The sequence below is a fragment of the Phytohabitans sp. LJ34 genome, from assembly GCF_052068095.1.
GTDB lineage: Bacteria > Actinomycetota > Actinomycetes > Mycobacteriales > Micromonosporaceae > Phytohabitans.
Genome location: NZ_JBQHDG010000004.1, coordinates 337,975 through 355,229, shown reverse-complemented (window position 1 = coordinate 355,229; position 17,255 = coordinate 337,975). Strand labels below are relative to the sequence as shown.

General features: G+C 69.2%; 16 protein-coding genes. 4 read left to right on the top strand and 12 right to left on the bottom strand.

The features are described 5' to 3' along the window. Window positions 1–83: 83 nt before the first annotated feature. Window positions 84–530, top strand: a complete 447-nt coding sequence (locus tag ACTMTJ_RS09350) for a hypothetical protein (RefSeq protein ID WP_441215739.1) — start codon at window positions 84–86, stop codon at window positions 528–530. A 7-nt stretch (window positions 531–537) separates the two neighbouring features. Further along, complete coding sequence (locus tag ACTMTJ_RS09345) at window positions 538–1,617, top strand: hypothetical protein (protein ID WP_441215738.1); 1,080 nt, start codon at window positions 538–540, stop codon at window positions 1,615–1,617. 141 nt (window positions 1,618–1,758) lie between these two features. Here the strand turns inward: ACTMTJ_RS09345 and ACTMTJ_RS09340 are convergent, their stop codons facing one another. From ACTMTJ_RS09340 to ACTMTJ_RS09320, 5 genes are all read right to left on the bottom strand, one after another. Next, a complete protein-coding gene (locus ACTMTJ_RS09340; RefSeq protein ID WP_441215737.1) occupies window positions 1,759–2,646 on the bottom strand; it encodes a CHAP domain-containing protein in 888 nt (295 codons plus the stop codon). Between the two features lie 90 nt (window positions 2,647–2,736). Next, a complete protein-coding gene (locus ACTMTJ_RS09335) occupies window positions 2,737–3,414 on the bottom strand; it encodes a response regulator (RefSeq protein WP_441215736.1) in 678 nt (225 codons plus the stop codon). Beyond that, a complete protein-coding gene (locus ACTMTJ_RS09330) occupies window positions 3,387–4,520 on the bottom strand; it encodes a hypothetical protein (protein ID WP_441215735.1) in 1,134 nt (377 codons plus the stop codon). Before ACTMTJ_RS09330 ends, ACTMTJ_RS09335 begins: the two co-directional genes overlap by 28 nt. Then, window positions 4,513–5,670, bottom strand: coding sequence for a sensor histidine kinase (locus tag ACTMTJ_RS09325; RefSeq protein WP_441215734.1), 1,158 nt, complete (start codon window positions 5,668–5,670; stop codon window positions 4,513–4,515). Before ACTMTJ_RS09325 ends, ACTMTJ_RS09330 begins: the two co-directional genes overlap by 8 nt. A gap of 90 nt (window positions 5,671–5,760) precedes the next feature. Then, the gene (locus ACTMTJ_RS09320; RefSeq protein ID WP_441215733.1) at window positions 5,761–6,138 is read right to left on the bottom strand and encodes a DUF4406 domain-containing protein; all 378 of its coding nucleotides are present in this window, start codon (window positions 6,136–6,138) and stop codon (window positions 5,761–5,763) included. Between the two features lie 57 nt (window positions 6,139–6,195). Between ACTMTJ_RS09320 and ACTMTJ_RS09315 the strand changes: the two genes are divergently transcribed. Beyond that, a complete protein-coding gene (locus tag ACTMTJ_RS09315) occupies window positions 6,196–6,951 on the top strand; it encodes a DeoR/GlpR family DNA-binding transcription regulator (protein ID WP_441215732.1) in 756 nt (251 codons plus the stop codon). Window positions 6,952–7,040: 89 nt separating this feature from the next. Here the strand turns inward: ACTMTJ_RS09315 and ACTMTJ_RS09310 are convergent, their stop codons facing one another. From ACTMTJ_RS09310 to ACTMTJ_RS09280, 7 genes are all read right to left on the bottom strand, one after another. Continuing rightward, window positions 7,041–9,047 (bottom strand): glycoside hydrolase family 32 protein, encoded by a 2,007-nt coding sequence (locus ACTMTJ_RS09310; RefSeq protein WP_441215731.1) that lies wholly within the window; start codon window positions 9,045–9,047, stop codon window positions 7,041–7,043. A gap of 32 nt (window positions 9,048–9,079) precedes the next feature. Then, window positions 9,080–10,510, bottom strand: coding sequence for a glycoside hydrolase family 32 protein (locus ACTMTJ_RS09305; RefSeq protein ID WP_441215730.1), 1,431 nt, complete (start codon window positions 10,508–10,510; stop codon window positions 9,080–9,082). A gap of 55 nt (window positions 10,511–10,565) precedes the next feature. Further along, window positions 10,566–11,471, bottom strand: coding sequence for a carbohydrate ABC transporter permease (locus tag ACTMTJ_RS09300; RefSeq protein WP_441215729.1), 906 nt, complete (start codon window positions 11,469–11,471; stop codon window positions 10,566–10,568). Between the two features lie 2 nt (window positions 11,472–11,473). Continuing rightward, a complete protein-coding gene (locus ACTMTJ_RS09295; RefSeq protein WP_441215728.1) occupies window positions 11,474–12,418 on the bottom strand; it encodes a carbohydrate ABC transporter permease in 945 nt (314 codons plus the stop codon). A gap of 59 nt (window positions 12,419–12,477) precedes the next feature. Beyond that, window positions 12,478–13,764 (bottom strand): extracellular solute-binding protein, encoded by a 1,287-nt coding sequence (locus ACTMTJ_RS09290; RefSeq protein ID WP_441215727.1) that lies wholly within the window; start codon window positions 13,762–13,764, stop codon window positions 12,478–12,480. Between the two features lie 125 nt (window positions 13,765–13,889). Beyond that, complete coding sequence (locus ACTMTJ_RS09285; RefSeq protein WP_441215726.1) at window positions 13,890–14,918, bottom strand: LacI family DNA-binding transcriptional regulator; 1,029 nt, start codon at window positions 14,916–14,918, stop codon at window positions 13,890–13,892. A gap of 222 nt (window positions 14,919–15,140) precedes the next feature. Further along, the gene (locus ACTMTJ_RS09280; RefSeq protein WP_441215725.1) at window positions 15,141–16,061 is read right to left on the bottom strand and encodes a helix-turn-helix transcriptional regulator; all 921 of its coding nucleotides are present in this window, start codon (window positions 16,059–16,061) and stop codon (window positions 15,141–15,143) included. A 201-nt stretch (window positions 16,062–16,262) separates the two neighbouring features. On the opposite strand from ACTMTJ_RS09280, the gene ACTMTJ_RS09275 reads away from it, so the two are divergent. Beyond that, complete coding sequence (locus ACTMTJ_RS09275; RefSeq protein ID WP_441215724.1) at window positions 16,263–17,216, top strand: aldo/keto reductase; 954 nt, start codon at window positions 16,263–16,265, stop codon at window positions 17,214–17,216. The last annotated feature ends 39 nt before the right edge of the window (window positions 17,217–17,255 follow it).

The following is a 17,255-nucleotide window of genomic DNA, read 5'->3' as shown; positions in this document are numbered from 1 at the left end:
GGGGTGTTCACCCGACACAGGTCTGGCGCGTTCGTAGCTACCGTGAGCGCTTCGATCGGCAACCCACGCCTAAGGAGTGCTTCATGCGCCGACTCACCCGCCACGTCGTGCGGATCGCCGCCCTCGGCCTCGTCGCCGTCGGTGGTCTGACGGCCACGGCGAGCCCAGCCGCCGCCGCGTACACGCCGGAGGGCCTTTGCGGGTCCAGCTACTACCGGCTGTCCTCGGTGGCCCTGAAGACCAACAGCGGATACGTCTGGGGCACGACCTACGTCCTCTACAGCGCCTCCACCCGAAAGAACTGTGCCGTCACCATCAAGAGCGCCCACGTCGGCGTGCCCACGAAGACCACCGTGCGGCTCGAGGACCAGAGTGGCGAGCTGGGCTACGACTCGGACTCGTACCGTTGGTACGCCGGGCCGGTCTACGTGACCGCGCCGAACGAGTGCATCACATACGGCGGCTACGTCTACAACGGCGCCGGCACCACATACGCCTATGGATCCCGCTGGTACGTGCACTGCGGCTAGGGCTGAGGTGCGGGTCGACGTCGCGGCGCTCGAAACGTTCGCGTCGCGTATTCACGGGCTCGGGCTGGACGTGGCGGCGGGCCGGCGTTATGTCCGCGACCACGCCGACTTCGGTTGGCTGGAGGACGGGCTGATCGGCTTGCTGCGCCCGGCCCACGAGAACGCGGCCGCCGAGGTCGACGAGGCGTTGCGGCGCCTGGAGTACCTGCTCGACCGGTCGGCTTTGGAGCTGCGATTCGCGGAGCGGTACTACGTCACCACCGACGTCGCCGCGGCGTCCGATCTGGACCGTACCTTCGACGGGGCGCCCGTCCTGTACGGGCCGCTGCGGCCACGGACACCCGACGTTCGGGTGCCCCTGGCCGGCTGGCGTGATCCCCAGGTGCACCTGACCGATCCGGGGGAGCCCGAGGCCACGATCGGCGACGGGTACGTCGATCCGGTCCAGGTGTTCGAGGTGGTCAGCCCGGCGTCCTGGCTCAACTGGCTGCTTCGGGAGACCGTCGGCTTCGACCTGATCGGGTCGATGACGAAGCCGTTCACCGGGGACTGGCGGGCGCTGGCCCGCTTCGGCGTCGCGGTGGCGCGGCTCGGTGACTGCTTGGACGACGTCGGTCAGAACATCCGGTACGCCAGCGAGGAGGTTGGCCGCCACTGGACCGGCAACGCCGCCGCCAGCGCGCTGGCGTACTTCGGCGAGGTGGCGGCGGCGTGCGCGGCGGCGCGGTCGGCGTTGCAGGAGCTGTCCGAGCGGTACAAGGAGGCCGCGCGCGGCAACTGGCTCTTCGCGAACCAGATCGCCGGTGTCATCACCGCCATCACGGACGCGGTGATGGTCGGCGGTATCGGCGCCGGCATCGGTACGCTGCTGGGCTGGACCGGGATCGGCGCCTGGGCCGGCGGCGTGCTGACCGCGTCGCAGGTGATGCGCATCCAGGCGCTCGCCGCGGAAGCCACGAAAATCATCCAGTCCGCCGGCACCGCGCTCGCGGCCATCGCCGGTGCCGTGATGGCGATGACCGACCTGGGTGGCCTCAAGTCGCTGCCGCTGCCCAGCCGCCCGTACGACCACCCGGGAGCGCCGTGACCGCGTACGACGAACTGGTCGAGATGACCGGGGGCGACGAGCCGACCGCCCGGGCACTGCTGGACGGACTCCGCCAGATGAGCGAGCTGTCGCCCGACCCGGGGCTGCGCCGGTTCGCCGCCGATGTGCTCGCCGGCCGGGTCACGCTGCGGGAGGTGGCCCGGTCGGAGTCGTACGACGCCGTGCTGAGCCCACACTTCCGCGGCCTGACGCGGTGGCGCGACCATGCCGGCGAGGTCGAGACCGGTAGCGGCTCGTGAGCGGGTGGTGCCAGCGTGTCCACATCGGACACGCTGGCACCGCACTCCGGTACTCCGCACTCAGTAGTTGGCGAGGCGGAAGGTGGACCAGCCGTGGCCGATTTGGGCGGGTGTGGCGAAGGTGCCGTCGCCGTCGCCGGTCCAGCCCCGAGCGACCCGGATACGACCACAGCACGTTGCCGGAGTCGACCGCCAACAGATCCTCGTACCGATCCCCGTTCACGCTCTCCGCCGCCAGGTTCACCGCCGGCGGGTTGCCGAAGTAGATGTACTCGAAGCTGGACGCGGAGACGGTACGGGTGCCGTACCCGGACGGCCGCGCCCAGTTGTACTCCTCGATGAGCACTGTGCCGTCGCCGTTGACCCGGGCGACCCACGCGACGTGGCCGAACGAACCGGCGTCCGATTGTGCGATCGCACCCGGCCGCGGCGTGGAGCTGACCGTCAGCCCGGCGCGTCGGGCGGCGTCGTCCCACGTGTTCGCGTTGCCGAAGTGTTCGCCGAGGTACTGGTTGGTGAAGTCGATGCCGATCCGGTCGTTGAGCCGCCACGCGGCGAACGAGGTGCACTGTCCCTTGTAGAAGTTCCACGGGTCGACGCCGCTGCTCTGGCCCCGGTAGGGGTAGTCGTCGACGACCGGGCCGGCGTCGGCGTGCGCCGGACGTGCGGTGCTGGCCAGGTCGACCACACCGGTGGTGAGCAGGCTGAGCGCGGCCGCCGCGGCGAGCGCGACGGCGAGACGCCGAAGGCGTCTTGCGGTATGAATCAAGGCCCTACCTCCTGTGAACGCGGGCGGGTTTGCCCGGCGCTCACGGTAGGGACGGCCGAACACGCACTGTGTCAGGCGAACACCCCACAGTTACCTTGTGGGGTCGGATGCCTCCCCGAGCTCATCGAGCGTGATCAGGCCGTCGTGCAGGGCGCGCGTGACAAGGTCGCTCTTGGTGCGCGCGGCCCGGCCGGCGTTCGCGTACTTGATCCGGACCCGCTCGATGTGGGTGTCGACGGTCTTGACGCTGATGTGCAGTTTCGCGGCGACCAGCTCCTTGGAAGACGAGGCGAACCAGGCGCGCAACACCTCCGCCTCGCGCTGGGAGATCCGCGGCCGGCTCGGGTCGTCGTCGGCGATCAGCACCCCGCCCAGTGAGGGCGCGGTGTAGGGCCGCCCGTCCGCGGCCGCCTGGATCGCCGGCACCAGGTGCTCCGGCCCCTCGGTCTTGGTGAGGTACGCCAGCGCGCCGAGGTTGACGCACTTGAGGACCGTCCGGGTGTCGGCGTGCTGGGAGTAGACGACCACCCGGCGGCCGTGGTCGACGAGCCGGCGCAGCTCGCCGAAGCCCGGGTTCTTCGGCACGAGCTCGAGGTCGAAGATCACCACGTGGGCCTCGGCGCCGGGGCCGGTCCACACGTTCGCCATCCGGGCCCCCGCGTCGATCAGGTCGATCGGCGGCTGGGCCCGCTCACACCAGTACCGGACGCCTGCGGCGATCGCGGCGTGGTCGTCGACGATCACCGCGGTGATGCGGTCGCTTGCCACTGCACCTCCACCCACAGCCTTTCCCCGCTACGGAAGGCGTCGAGCCGCACACCCGGCGCCGCCGGGCGCGGCAGCTCCACCTGCCCGCAGTCGGCGAGCACGTTGACGGAGACGAGGTCCGGGCCGCCGACCACGGTCACCCGCGCCCAGGACGTGGCCGTCGCCAGCACGGTCAGCGGGGCCTCGGTCAGGTCGCGCCGCACCGGCAGCGGCAGGTCCGGCCACTGGCCTCGAGCGTCCAACTCCACCAGCACACCCTTGCGGTCCGCGACATCCGCGCAGTGCCGCAGCTCGTGCAACAACCGGTTGGGTACGACATCGACCTCGGCGAACAGCCGCCGCATCCGGGCCGCCTCGATGGCGCAGTCGTGCCGCACCCGCCGGTCGGTCGGGTCGAGCCGCCCGCTGGCCAGGCCCTCCAGCAACGGCATCGTGCTCAGGTCGAGGTCGGTGAAGCGCTGCTGCCGCCGCCGGTGTGACTCGGCCGCGGCCGCCTCGGCGACGGCCACCTGTTCGGTCTCCCACTTCGCGGCGGCCGCCGAGCGGGCGATCCCACGAAACGCCGCCGCCGTCACCGCCATACACAGTGGATAGCCGATGACGCCGATCGAACCGGTGGCGAACCGCAGCACCGTCGTCCGGTCGACGTCGGTGGAGAGCAACATGTTCACCAGCGCGACGCTCCAATGTAGACCAAGGAACGCGAGATGCACGCGGAGCGGCCGGCTCAGCAGTACGACGAGCCCCACCCAGGTCGCCTCGCCGAAGATCCAGTCACCGGCGGTCGCCGAGTGCCCGTAGGGCAGCGCCGCGTACGACAGCACGGACGCGGCGACCACCACGCCCACGGCCGGCCACCGCCACGCCGCCGGCCAGAGCCGGCCGCGGACCACCAGCACGGCCTCTGCACACAGGACGCCGGCCAGCATCGCGAACGCGACCGCCTGCGCCCACGCCGGCTGGTACCGGTCCCAGTCGCGCAGCATGTTGGGCAGGCTCAGCAGCACCAGCCCGCCAGAAGCCGTGACCAGGATGCCCACGCGCAGCCGGGCGATCAGCTGGGCGCGGGTATCCCGCTCGATGGCGGCCCGGGGGTCCTCACTCACCGCGCCACTCCAACGACACGGTGGTGCCGGCGCCGAGCAGCGAGGCCACGCGCACGGTGCCGCCCACCGCCGCCACCCGTCCCCGCACGCAGTCGCGCAGACCGCGCCGGGTCGACGCGACAAGCTCGGGCACGAAACCCTTGCCGTCGTCGACCACGTCCACCCGCAGCTGGCGCGGGTCGCCGGTCAGCCGCACCTGGATCCGGCCGGCGGCGGCGTGCCGCACGACGTTGTTCAGCGCCTCCCGCGCCGCGTCGGCGACCGCCCGCCCGACCCGGTACGGCACCGGCAGGTCGGCGGGGGCGGAGAAGCTCACCGGGAGCTGGTTGACCGCGTCGACCTCGGCGCGCAGAAGCTGGACCAGATCGGCCGAGGTGGGTGCCCGCTCGCCGTACGCGCGCAGCATCTCCAGATCGCGCCGCGCCCGCGGCGCCAGCCAACCCTCGTCCGGCCGCACCTGGCCGCTGCCCACCATCAGCAGGGTGGTGGCCGCGGTGTCGTGCAGCGCGTTGACCAGGTCGCGCTCGTCGGCCCGGACCGCGGCGGCGACTTGCTGGGCCTTGCGCGCCCGCTCGGCGTCCAGCGCCAGCCGGTCCGCGCTCCGCGCCCCGCGCATGACCAGCGTCCACGCGGTGCGGGACAGCGTGGCGATGGCGAGGACCCAGACCGCCGCGTTCACCACGTCCGCGGCAGGCTCGGTGACCAGGACGACCGCCAGCAAGGTGCCGGCGGCCACCGCGGTCGCCGCGACGCCGTGGGCCAGCGGCGTATACCACTGGTACGCCACGCAGGCGAAGCTCACCAGCAGGCGAATCCAGCCGACGTTGCCCTCAGCCGCGGCGTCGGTCCAGAAGATGCTCAGGCACACGAGCACCATCACCGCGACGTCCACGGCGGTCGCCCACCGGCCGGCGCGTCGCAGCAGCCACCACACGTACACCGCGCTCCACGCCGCGACGCCGGCGACCACGACGGCGGTCGGCATCGCGTGCTCGCCGGTCGCCCGGACGAGCCCGATCGCGGCCACCGGGCCGAAGATCATCACGCGGACGGCGGCGGCGAACCGGCGCCCGAACCGCGACAGCAGCGCCACCGACTCGCCGCCTGCGCTCGGCGCCTTTGCCGCCACCGCACCGGCGCTCGGCACCATGCCTCACCGCCCCCTCAGGCCCCGTCTGACACGGCCGGCAGGACACCCTAACCCCGGGAGCGGTCAAAGAGGTGAACGAGGCACCGCCGGTTACGCCGCGACGCCGGGAATCTCGGTGAGGTCGTAGTAGACCGGCAGCCCGCGCTGGCGGGCGATTGCCACGTCTTGGTCGGCTCCGGTGGACTCACCGGGCAGTCGCAGCACGGCGTCGCAGTGCGCCAGCAGCCGCTGCGCCGTGGGGTAGAGCACCTGCTCGGCCACCGGATCGGCGACACTGCCGGCGCCGGCGCCCCGCAGCACCGGGAGCGCCACCCACTCGCCGATCATCGGGACGTGGCCGGCCTGGAAGATCGGCCAGGCGGCTTCCTCCAGCCGGCGCAGATTTGCCGCGAGCAGGTCCGGGTCGTCGCCGGTGCCGGACCGATAGGGCCCGGCAATGAGGATCAGCATGGGTTTCGTCGCCAGCATGACCATGAGAGTATCGGTAGAACGTGCAGAAATAAACAAGAACGTGGAGGACCGTGCATGCTGGCTGCGCAGCGTCGAGATCTTCTCCTGGCCCGGCTCCGGCAGGACCAGCGCGTCGTGGCCAAGGATGTCGCGGCCGAGCTCGACGTGTCGGAGGACACGATCCGTCGTGACCTGCGTGACCTCGCCGCGGCGGGGCTCTGCCAGCGGGTATACGGCGGGGCGCTGCCGGCCTCGCCCGCGGTAGCCGACTATCCGACGCGCCGCGGCGTAGGCGTCGCCAGCAAACAGCGCGTCGCGGCGGCGGCCGCCGCGCTGATCCAGCCGGGTACGACCGTCGTCGTCGACGGCGGCACGACCGCGCTCGCCGTGATCCAGGTCCTGCCCACGACGCTCGCCGCCACGGTGGTCACCCACAGCCCCACGGTCGCGGCGGCCCTGGCCCAGCATCCGGCCGTGGAGGTGTATCTGCTGGGCGGCCGGCTGTTCAAGCATTCGGTCGTCACCTGCGGCGCGGCGGCCGTCGAGGCCGCACAGGCGGTGAACGCCGACGTGTTCCTCCTGGGTGTCACCGGGGTACACCCGGACGCCGGCCTGACCACCGGCGACGCCGACGAGGCCGCCATGAAGCGCGCCCTCGCGCGTCGCAGCGCCGACACCTACGTGCTGGCCAGCGCCGAGAAGATCGGTGCCGCGTCCCGCTTCACGGTCCTGCCGATCACCGCGGTGGCCGGCATCGTCACCGACGCACCCGCCGACGACGACACCGTGCGCCGGCTCACCGAGGCCGACATCCCGATCATCCATGCGTAGCGGGCTCCTAAACGGCGCCAGGGTGATGTGTTGGTGGGAGGGACCGTCAGTGCGCGGCCGGGCTGACGATCCCTCCGTTGGTGGCTTGGTCAGGCGGTGGCTGCCAGGGTGAAGTGGTCGGCGTTGATGTGTCCCCAGCCGCCGGTGTTGTTGTCGACGATTTGGATCTGTGCTGTGCGTCCGGTGAGGTTGCCGAGGTCCCAGGTGGTCCAGCGGAGGTATTCCTCGTTGCGTCCGGTGGTGGTGCGGACGACTTGACCGCCGACGACGAGGTTGACCGCTGTGGGGCTGCCGGCGGTGTGGGGATGGTTTCCGCCGCCGACGAGGAATTTGAGATACCGCTGGTTGATGGTGAAGGCGGGCGAGGTCAGGGTTCCGGTGGTGGCGTCCCCGTTGAGGTACGTGTTGACGAGGCCGTCGCCGAGGTATCCGCTGACATGTTGTTGGTTGGGCAGGGTGCCGTTGGCTGGCGCGGTGCCGAATGCCGTGCCGGTGCGGGCCCACGATCCGTAGGTGTTGTTTTCGAAGCTGGCCAGCACCGTGCCGGTCGGGACGGGTTGGGCGTTGATGTCGCGGAGGCTGCGGATGGTGAGGTTGGCGAACGTGGCGGTGCCACCGTCGGTGTAGAGGGCGATGCCGTTGTCGCCGGGGGCGGCGAAGACCTCGCTGGAGTGGACGTGCTTTCCATCGTCGACGAACACTTCGATGGTGGTGCGGTCCACCAGGATGCGTAGCCGGACGTTCTTGCGTGCGGGGTCGAACGGGCTTTTGCTTTCGAGAAACCTGTTGGTCTGGTCGGGGTGGTTGGTGTAGCCACGGTTGAGGTAGGCGTAGTCGCCGTAAACGCCGACGTCGGCGTGGCGAGTGCCGTCGGTGGACTTGCGCAGTTGCATGCCGACGTTGTTGAGCTGGGTCCAGCTGACGTCGGTGGTGAGCTCGTACGCCTCGCCGGAGTAGCTGAGCGGGACGACGCCGTTGACCTGGATCGTGCCGAGGTTGGTGGTGCTCGCGACGATGTTGTCGAGGCCGTTGACCGGTTGGGATACGAGGCTGTAGCCGCCGGTGCCTTGCCGCTTGAGTTTGATCTCGCGCACGATCGAGTTGGTGCCGTTGAAGCCGTCGTTGGCCCAGGTTGGTGTGTTCGCCGAGTAGGCCCAGTTGTTCATCCAGCCGATGGCATATCGGCTGCCCAGTGGGTTGGTGGGGTTCTCCCAGGTGACGGCGGCGTACCAGTCCCAGCCGTAGTCGAGCCACTGGTGTGCGGAGTCTTGCTGGAAGCCGGTGCCGGTGAAGGTGCCGGTCCAGTAGGCGTAGGTGTTCGGTTGGCCGATGCCCTTGCCGTCGGCGGACGCGCCGATGATCCATTTCGTGGTGCCGTCGTCGGCCACCATCTTGAACAGGTCGGGGCATTCCAGTACACCGAGGCCGGGCATCCGCCATTCGCCGGCTCGCTGCCAGTTTCTGAGGTTGGTGGAGGTGTAGAAGCTGAGCTGGTCGTTCTCGGCTAGTACGGTGACCCATCGGTTGCGGTCGCTGTCCCAGATGGTCTTCGGGTCGCGGGAGTCGAACCGGCCGGGGTTGGGGATGACCGGCGTGGTGCTGTAGTTGCGGAAGGTGGCGCCGCCGTCGGTGGAGTACCAGAGGAACTGGGCTTGGGCGTTGTTGTTCGCGGCGTGTTCCTGAGTGGCAAGCACGACAACCGCGTTGGCGCCGAAGCCCGCGGTGTTGTTGGTGTCGACGACCGGTGAGCCGGACCAGATGCTGCCGTTGGGGGTGGTGTCCTTGGGGACGGCGACGCCGCGGTCGGTGAACCGGACGAGGTCGGTGCTGGTGGCGCGCCGCCAGGCGGTGTGGTTGGTGTCCGGGTAGTCGTTGTTGTAGAGGTAGTAGTAGTGGAACTGTCCATTGAGGTGGATGGGTCGTTGGGGGTCGTTCATCCACCGGTCCGGGACGATGTGGTGGTACAGCGGTCGGTAGGTGGTCGCCGCTACGGGCGTCGCGTCGAGGCGATGCGGTGCGAGCGTGGATGCGATCACCAGCGTCAGCGCACCGAGGAGCGCGGCGTTGCGGGCGATCGTTGCGGGGGTGGGTCTCACAGGGTGCCCTCCTTGCTGTGCTCCCGGCGTTCTCAGGGGACGCCGGGGAGCCGTAGCTGCCAGGCGGTGATCACCGCCTGGGTGCCGACCGATCCACGCAGGTGCAGCGACGTGTGCCGGGCCGGGGTCGTGGGGTAGAGCCGTTCGGTGAAGACGACGCCGTCGGGCAGGAACACCTCGGCGATGGAGCCATCCAGCAGCAGACGCATGTGGACGGACTCGGTGCCACCGGTGATGTGCACGGTGGCGTCGCGGGTGGCTCGTTCGGGGTGCAGCACGTTTCGGTGTACTGCGGCGCGTCCGGTCGCGGGGTCGACCGTGACGGTGAGCCAGTTGTCGCCCAGGCGCAGTGTGAGCGCTGTCGGCTGCCGTGCCTGGCTGTGCAGGCGGATTTCGATGTCGAGTGGGCCTGATGGCAGGTCCACGGTTTGCGGCTGTTCCCGTACGGCCACCACACGTCGGACGGGAGTGCCGCGCAGCGCGTGCAGCTCCGGTGCGGGGGTCGAGGCGAGGCGGCCGGCGGGGTTGAGCGTCAGTACCCGGGGAAGGGTCAGCAGGCCTGCCCAGCCACCCGCCAATACGTCGGCGTCGGTGCGGTCCTCCCAGGACCAGCCCCACAGCAGGACGCGTTCCGGGGATGCCAGGACGGCTGGGGCGTAGAAGTCGCGGCCGGCGTCGACGAGCCCGCCGTGGGTTGGGGTGAAGCGGGGCACGCCGCCGGAGATGTCGAGGTCTCCGACGAGGTAGGCGACGCGGCCGAGGATCTCGCTGGTCCAGAGGGAGACGATCAGGACCCATCGGTCGCCCAGGCGCACCAGTTGTGGGCATTCCCAGATGTCCGCCGGGGCGTACCGCGCGGCCACCGGGTCCGCGGCGTTGGTCAGCGGGCCGAGGTAGGTCCACTCGTACAGGTCGTCGCATCTGTAGAGCAGCACGGTGGCGGCGCCGCCACCACGCAAGCCGGCGCCGACGAGCGCGTAACGGTGCCCGTAGGCGGTGAAGACAAAGGGATCCCGGTAGCCGATCAGGTGCAGGCCTTGCGGAGCGCGGGCGGCGGGGGCCGGATGTTTACGCCACGTGCGCAGCTGCCCGTCCGCGGATGTGGCCAGGGCGATGCTGGCGTCGAGGACGCCGTTGCCGATCGCGGTGTAGACGGCGGTGGGCACGCCATCGTCGTCGACCACGCACCCGGACCAGCAGCCGCCGGCGTCCAGATGTCCCGGCGTCGGGGTGAGGGCGATGGGTTCGGTGCGCCAATGCACCAGGTCCGCACTGCTGGCGTGTCCCCATTGGATGTTCGCGTGCACCGGCGCCGACGGATTGTGTTGGTAGAACAGGTGGTATCGGCCGTTCCACTGGAAAGGGCCGTTCGGGTCGTTGACCCATCCCGCGGGTGGTCGCACATGTAGCGCGGGGAACGCATCATCCTGCGTGCGGTTCTCCACGGGGTCGGCGATGGTCATCGGCTACCGCTTTCGGATGGAGTCGGTGTGGTGGGGTTGTGCCTGGCGGCGGAGGTCATCCCTTGACGCCGGTGGAGGCGATGCTGTTGACGAAGGCGCGCTGGAAGGCGAGGAACAGCACCAGGACCGGCAGGGTGATGAGGGTGGAGTACGCCATGATTTCGCCCCAGTGGACCTTGAGCTGGAAGAAGTAGGAGACGCCGACCATGACCGGCCGTAGCTCCTGCGTCTGGACCACCATGAGCGGCCACAGGTAGGAGTTCCATGCCGGCAGGAAAGTCAGGATCGACACGGTGGCCACGGCAGGTCCGGACAGCGGCATGACGACGGTGCGGTAGATGCGGAACCATCCGGCGCCGTCGACCCGGGCGGCCTCGTCGAGCTCGCGCGGGATGCTCTGGAAGTAGGAGTAGAACAGGTAGATGGAGAAGGCGTTGGCCACGAACGGCAGGATCTGCACCCGGTAGGTGTCGAGCCAGCCCTCGCTGATGGTCAGTTGCAGTCCGTGCATTGTGAGCCAGGGCAGCTTGTTCACCCACCACACCAGCGGCAGCGCGAATGTCTCGAACGGGACCACCAGGGTGGCGATCACGACGCTCAACGCGACGCGCCGGCCCGGCCAGGACAGGCGGGACAGCGCGAACGCCGCCATGCTGTTCACCAGCACACCGAGCGCGACCGTCAGCAGAGAAATGAACAGCGAGTTGAGCAGGAACCGGGCCGCCGGCACGGTCTCGAACACGCCGGCGTAGTTGCGCAATGAGATGTCACCGACTGGCAGGAAGGCGCGCACCGAGCCGATGTCCCGGAAGATGTCGGTGTCGGACTTCAGCGACGAGACGAACATGAACAGCATCGGCGCGGCGAACAGGAACACGCACACCAGGCGGGCAGCCAGCACGGCGGCGCGGGTGGCGTGGTGTCGGCGGCGCTTGGCGCCGTGGACGGCGGGCATCGCCATGGCTAGGCGTTCCTTTCTCGGGTCAGCCACCGCTGGATCAGCGAGACGGTGAGCACCAGCAGGAAGAAGACCACCGAGATGGCCGAGGCGTAGGCGGTCTGCTGCTGCTGGTATCCGACCCGGACGGCCTGGTAGACCACCGTCGAGGTGGCGTCCAGCGGGCCGCCCGCGGTCATGACGTGGACCTGCGTGAACAGGCTCAGTGCGGCGATGGTGATCGTGACCAGGATGAAGGTGCGGGTGCTCCGTAGGCCGGGCCAGGTGATGTAGCGGAACTTGTCCCAGGTTCCGGCGCCATCCAGGTCGGCGGCCTCGTACAGCTCACCGGGAATCGTCTGTAGCCCGGACAGCCAGATGACCATGTGGAAGCCGACCGCTTGCCACACCGACATGACAATGATCGCGGGCAGCGCGGTGCTGGTGTTGTTGAGCCAGTCGACGCGTACGACGTTGCCGGTGGCCCAGTGCAGCATGCTGTTGACCAGCCCGTCCTGCTGGTACATGAACCGCCACAGGATCGAGACGACGACGATGGACGTGACCACCGGGATGAAGTACAGCGTCCGGAAGATGTTGGTGCCGCGCATCTTCACGTTGACCAGCAACGCCAGCAGCAGGGCGAGCCCCGATTGAACGGGCACGACGACGGCGGCGAAGAACAGCGTGTTGCGCAACGACTTCCAGAACACCGGGTCGTCCAGGATCCGTTGGAAGTTGTCCAGGCCGATGAACTCCAGCGGCTTCGGGCTGATCAGGCGCGCGTCGGTGAAGGCCAGCGCGAACCCCAACGCGACCGGCACGAAGAAGAACAGGGCAAGCAGGACACCAGCAGGGGCGATCATGAGCAGCCCCACGCGTCGCTGATCCCGGCTCTGCCGGCGGTCGTGACGCCGCGGCGCCGGCTTCGCCGCGGCGGCGACCGGGGTCGGTGAGATGCTGACGGCCATCGTTTCTCTCCAAGGCGGTGCGCGCGGGGTGCGAGCCGCCGCCCGCACCCTGCGAACGGTCAGAAGCCGTAGTAGTTGTTGGACTTCAGGTCCTGGTCGATCTCGTTCGCGGCGCGGTCCAGGATCTGCTTAGGGTCTCCGCCCGCGACGATGTCCTGCGTCGCCTTCGCGAACGTGGTCGTCAGGTACGGGTAACCCGGGGTCGGCGGCCGGACGGTCGCCAGCTTTTTGGACTCGTCCAGGAAGAACCGCTTCTCTCCACCGGGCTGCCAGCCGGGAACCAGCGCGGCCGCCTCCTCGGTGGCGGGGATGACGTTCTGCTTTTCGGCGAACGCCGCGATGTTCTTGGCCGTGAGCGACGTGCGCAGGTACTCCATCGCGGTCGCCTTGTCCGCACAACTGCTACTGACCGCCCACTGCCACGACCCGCCACCAACCTTGGCGCCGCTGCCGAAGTCCGGCGGGGGCAGCACGACCCCGTCCTCGACCTTGCTCAACGAACCCGCGTTCCAGATGCCGGACCAGACCATCGCCGACTTGCCGTTGACGAAGTCGGCGAACGCGTCCTGGCTCGACTTCTGTGGTGAGTAGTCCTGCTCCACCAGATTCCGCAACCAGGTTGCCCAGGCCACCGCCTTGTCGCCGTTGAGCACACCGTTGGCGGTCTTGTAGGTGTTGCGGTCGATCAGGTCCCCGCCAAAGCTTTGTAGGAAGGGTGAGTAGGCGTAGGTCCACCACTCGGTCGTGGTGTCGCCGGTGCCCAGGTCGAAGGTGATCGGGTACTTCTTGCTCGCCTTGATCGCGCGCAGGGCCTGGTCGAACTCGGCGGCGGTCCACGGCTGCTCGAGCGTGGGGATCCGCACCCCGGCAGCCGTGAGCGCGGACCTGCGGGCGAACAGTCCCAGCGCCGCCTCGTAGTAACCGACGGAATAGGTCTTGCCCTGGTAGGTGCCCACCGTGCTGGGCAGCTGCTTGGCCAGCAGGTCGGCCGGAATCTCCAGCGGAGCCAGGTAGCCCGCGTACGCCCAGTTGGGCACGGCGGGCGCGTCGGTGTCCAGGATGCAGGGCAGCTTCTTCGCCGTCGCCGCCGCGACGACCGCCTCGTTGTACGCGGCCTGCGGGAAGGCCTGAACCGTGACCTTCTTGTCCGGATGGGCCGCGTTCCAATCAGCGACGATCTGCTCCACGACCGCCAGCTCCTGCGGGTTGCCGGCATTGTGCGTCCACAGGGTCAGGCCGCCGTCGGCGGACGTGCCCGCGCCCTCGCCCGACCCGCACGCGGCCACGCCGGCCAACACCACGGCCGCCAATCCGGTGGCCAACAAGCGTCGCTTCGAAGTGTTCATCGGTGCCTTCTCCTCTTTATTGGGCATGGCTTCGCCGCCGTCGCGGTGTGAGCGCGGCGGCCGTCACGAACCGGAAAGTCATCTCCTGCCTGCGGCCGTGCCACCGGCCAGGCAGTGTTACGCGGTCACAGCGTCGGCGGTGTGCCCACCGACTCGCGCCGAACGATCGGGCACGGCAGGAGCACGCGCTCCACCGGCGTCTGTGGATCGGTGATCCGGGCGATGAGCGCGTCGACCGCCCACGCCCCCATCGCGTAGTGCGGCAGCGCCACCGTGGTCAACCCCGGCAGCAGACCCTCGCTGATCTCCTCCTGGTCATCGAAGCCAACGATGGACACGTCGGCCGGGATGCGCAGACCAAGCGCCGCGGCCGCCTGGTAGGCGCCCATCGCGACCCGGTCGTTGAAACAGAACAGCCCTGTCGGGCGCTGCTCGGCGCCCAGCAGTCGCAACGTGGCGGCATAGCCTTCCCGGGCCACCGGCGGAACCGCTACCACCAGGTTCGGGTCGAACGGCACGCCAGCCTCCCGCAACCCGCGCTGGTAGCCGGCCAGCCGACCCCAGGTCGCCGGGATGTCACCGCTGTGGTTGACGAAACCGACACGGCGATGCCCGTGATCCAGCAACTCCTTCGTCGCCAGGTACGCGCCGTCCAGCTCGTCAGGCACCACGGACGGCACCTCGGCGGTGTCGTCCTCGGCGTCCAGCAGCACCGTCGGCACCGTGCGCAGCCGCTCCGGCACTCGCACCACCCGGTGGTACATCGTCGTGTACAGCACGCCGTCCACCCGCCCACGGAGGAACGCGGCGATCTCCTTGCGCTCCAACTCGGGGTCCTGGCCACTGTTGAGCAGCATCAGCAACCAGCCGTGCTTGCTCGCCGCTTCCTGCGCTCCCAGAACCATCCGCCCCGCGAACGGAGTGGTCGTCACCTCGTCACCCAGCAGACCCAACGCCTTGGTCCGCTGGGCGCGCAACTGCCGGGCGACTTCGTTCGGTACGTAGCCGAGGCGCTGTGCCGCGTCGTGGATCCGCTGCCGGGTCTCCGCGCTGACCCGGGCCCCGGCCACCTCGTTGAGTACGAGGGAGACCGTCGTGACAGACACGCCAGCGGCCTCGGCCACCGTGCGGATCTTCACCCTCGGCTTCGCCATCTCGACACCTGCCAAACCCTTTTACCACTGGAATGCAGAACACTTTGCTTCTGGTAAAACGGTTTGTCAACGAAGGTAAACCGACGTTACATACACGAAACATTCGGCGCCCGGTTTCAGCGATTTTGGGCGATCCTAAACGCTTTGGGACCACGAATTCCGACCCTTGGACGCCGGTAGGGCGCCTGCTGAAGGGCGCCTCACATCGGCGTAGATGGGGAGTCAGAGCGTGTCGGGCTGCGCAGAGTGGTGGGTGGGCTGTGCCGTCCGGGATTGGGTAGCTGCCCAGCTGGCGAGGAGTTTGAGTCGGTCTTCGGACGTGCTGCCGGGTTCGGCGGTGTAGATGACCAGGTCGTGCACGGCTCGGCCGGGCAGGGGTAGGTCGAGGGATTGGAAGGTCAGTTCCAGGTGGCCGACGTCGGGGTGCTGGAGCCGTTTGATGCCGTCGTGGCGGATCAGGACGTCGTGCGCCGCCCATCGGTTGCGGAACTCGGGGCTGAGCGTGGACAGCTCGCCGACGAGCTCGCGTAGTGGCCGGTCGCGGGGCTCGCGCCCGGCTTCGGCGCGTAGCAGGGCGGCGGTGGCGATGGTGGCGGCGTCCCAGTCGACGAAGAAGTGGTGTGCACCGGGGTCGAGGAAGATGTAGCGGGCGACGTTGGGGCGGCCGCGCTTGTCGACGGTGGCGCTGTCGAACATCGGCGTGAGGAGGGCTCGGGCCAGGGGGTTGCTGGCGACGACGTCCATGCGGCCGTTGCGTACGAACGCCGAGGACATCGTCATGGAGTCCAGCAGCCACTGGACCCGGGGCGGGACCTCGACGTCCCGGCGACGCGACGGCGTGCGACTGTCGGGCCGCGATGACCGGGCCAGGTCGAACAGGTAGGTGCGTTCGTCGTCGTCCAAGTGCAGGGCGCGAGCGACCGCGTCAAGGACGTCTTCGGACACGCCGCCGATGTGACCCTTCTCCAGCCGCGTGTACCACTCCGTGCTCACGCCGGCAAGGACGGCGACCTCCTCGCGCCGCAGCCCGGCGACCCGCCGACGGGCGCTGGTCGGCAGTCCGGCATCCGCCGGGGTGATCTTGGCGCGTCGGCTGGCAAGGAAGTCCCGGATTTCGCCGCGGTTTCCGGGCTGCTGGTCCATGTCATTCACGGTAGCCGCTGGTCACGGCGCGAGGGGGGGTTGAGGTTGTACCCCCGATAAACGCGACCTTCTCCGGCGCCGGCGATCGCGGTCTTCTGGGGGTCGAACGTTCCGTGGGCGTGCGTGACTCGGGCGGAGCTGTCGACTGGGCGTTCACGACAAGTTGCCGCGGCCGACGGACAAGCGATGGAGGTAGGGGACATGACGAGCAAGACGCTGACAGTGCCGGCGGTGGCGCTGGGCACGTGGGCCTGGGGAGACAGCGGCGAGGTGGGCGACGGCTATTTCGGCAGTCAGCTGACCGCGTCCGGCCTGCGAGAGGTCGTCGAAAAGGCGCAGTCGAACGGGTTCACGCTGTGGGACACGGCGGTGGTGTACGGCATGGGTCGCTCGGAGTCGGTCCTCGCTCAGGCGCTGAAGGGCTACGCCCGCAGCGAGTACCAGTTGTCGACGAAGTTCACCCCGCAGGCCGCGGGCGACGGCGACGATCCGGTCGCGGACATGCTCGAGCAGAGCCTCGACCGGATGGGTACGGACTATGTGGATCTGTACTGGATCCACAACCCTGCCGACGTGGCCCGGTGGACGCCGCTTCTGATCCCGCTGCTGCAAAGCGGCAGGATCAAGCATGTCGGTGTCTCGAACCACAACCTGAAGCAGATCGCTCTCGCCGATCAGATCCTCGGCGAGGCCGGCTTCCGCGTGGAGGCGGTCCAGAACCACTACAGTCTGCTGTACCGGGCCGCTGAGCGCGCGGGCATTCTTGATCACTGCCGCGAGCACGACGTGCCGTTCTTTTCCTACATGGTCCTCGAGCAGGGGGCGTTGAGCGGCAGGTACAGCCCGGCCCATCCGTTGCCGGAGGGCAGCAGCCGGGCGGCCACGTACAACGGCGTCCTGCCCCAGCTTCAGGCGCTGACGGACAGGATGGCGGCGATCGGCGAGGACCGAGGCGCGTCCGCCGCCGACGTCGCCACCGCCTGGGCCATCGCCAAGGGGACCACCCCGATCATCGGGGTCACGAAGGCGGGTTACATCGACGGGATGATCCGAGCTCGTGGCATCGAGCTCGCCGACGAGCAGATCGCGGAACTGGAGGCGCTGGCGGACGCCGCGGACGTCGACACGCGCGGCTGGTGGGAGCAGGAGATGTAGCAGTCGTCGGTGGACCGAAGCAGAGACCACGCGGGAAAG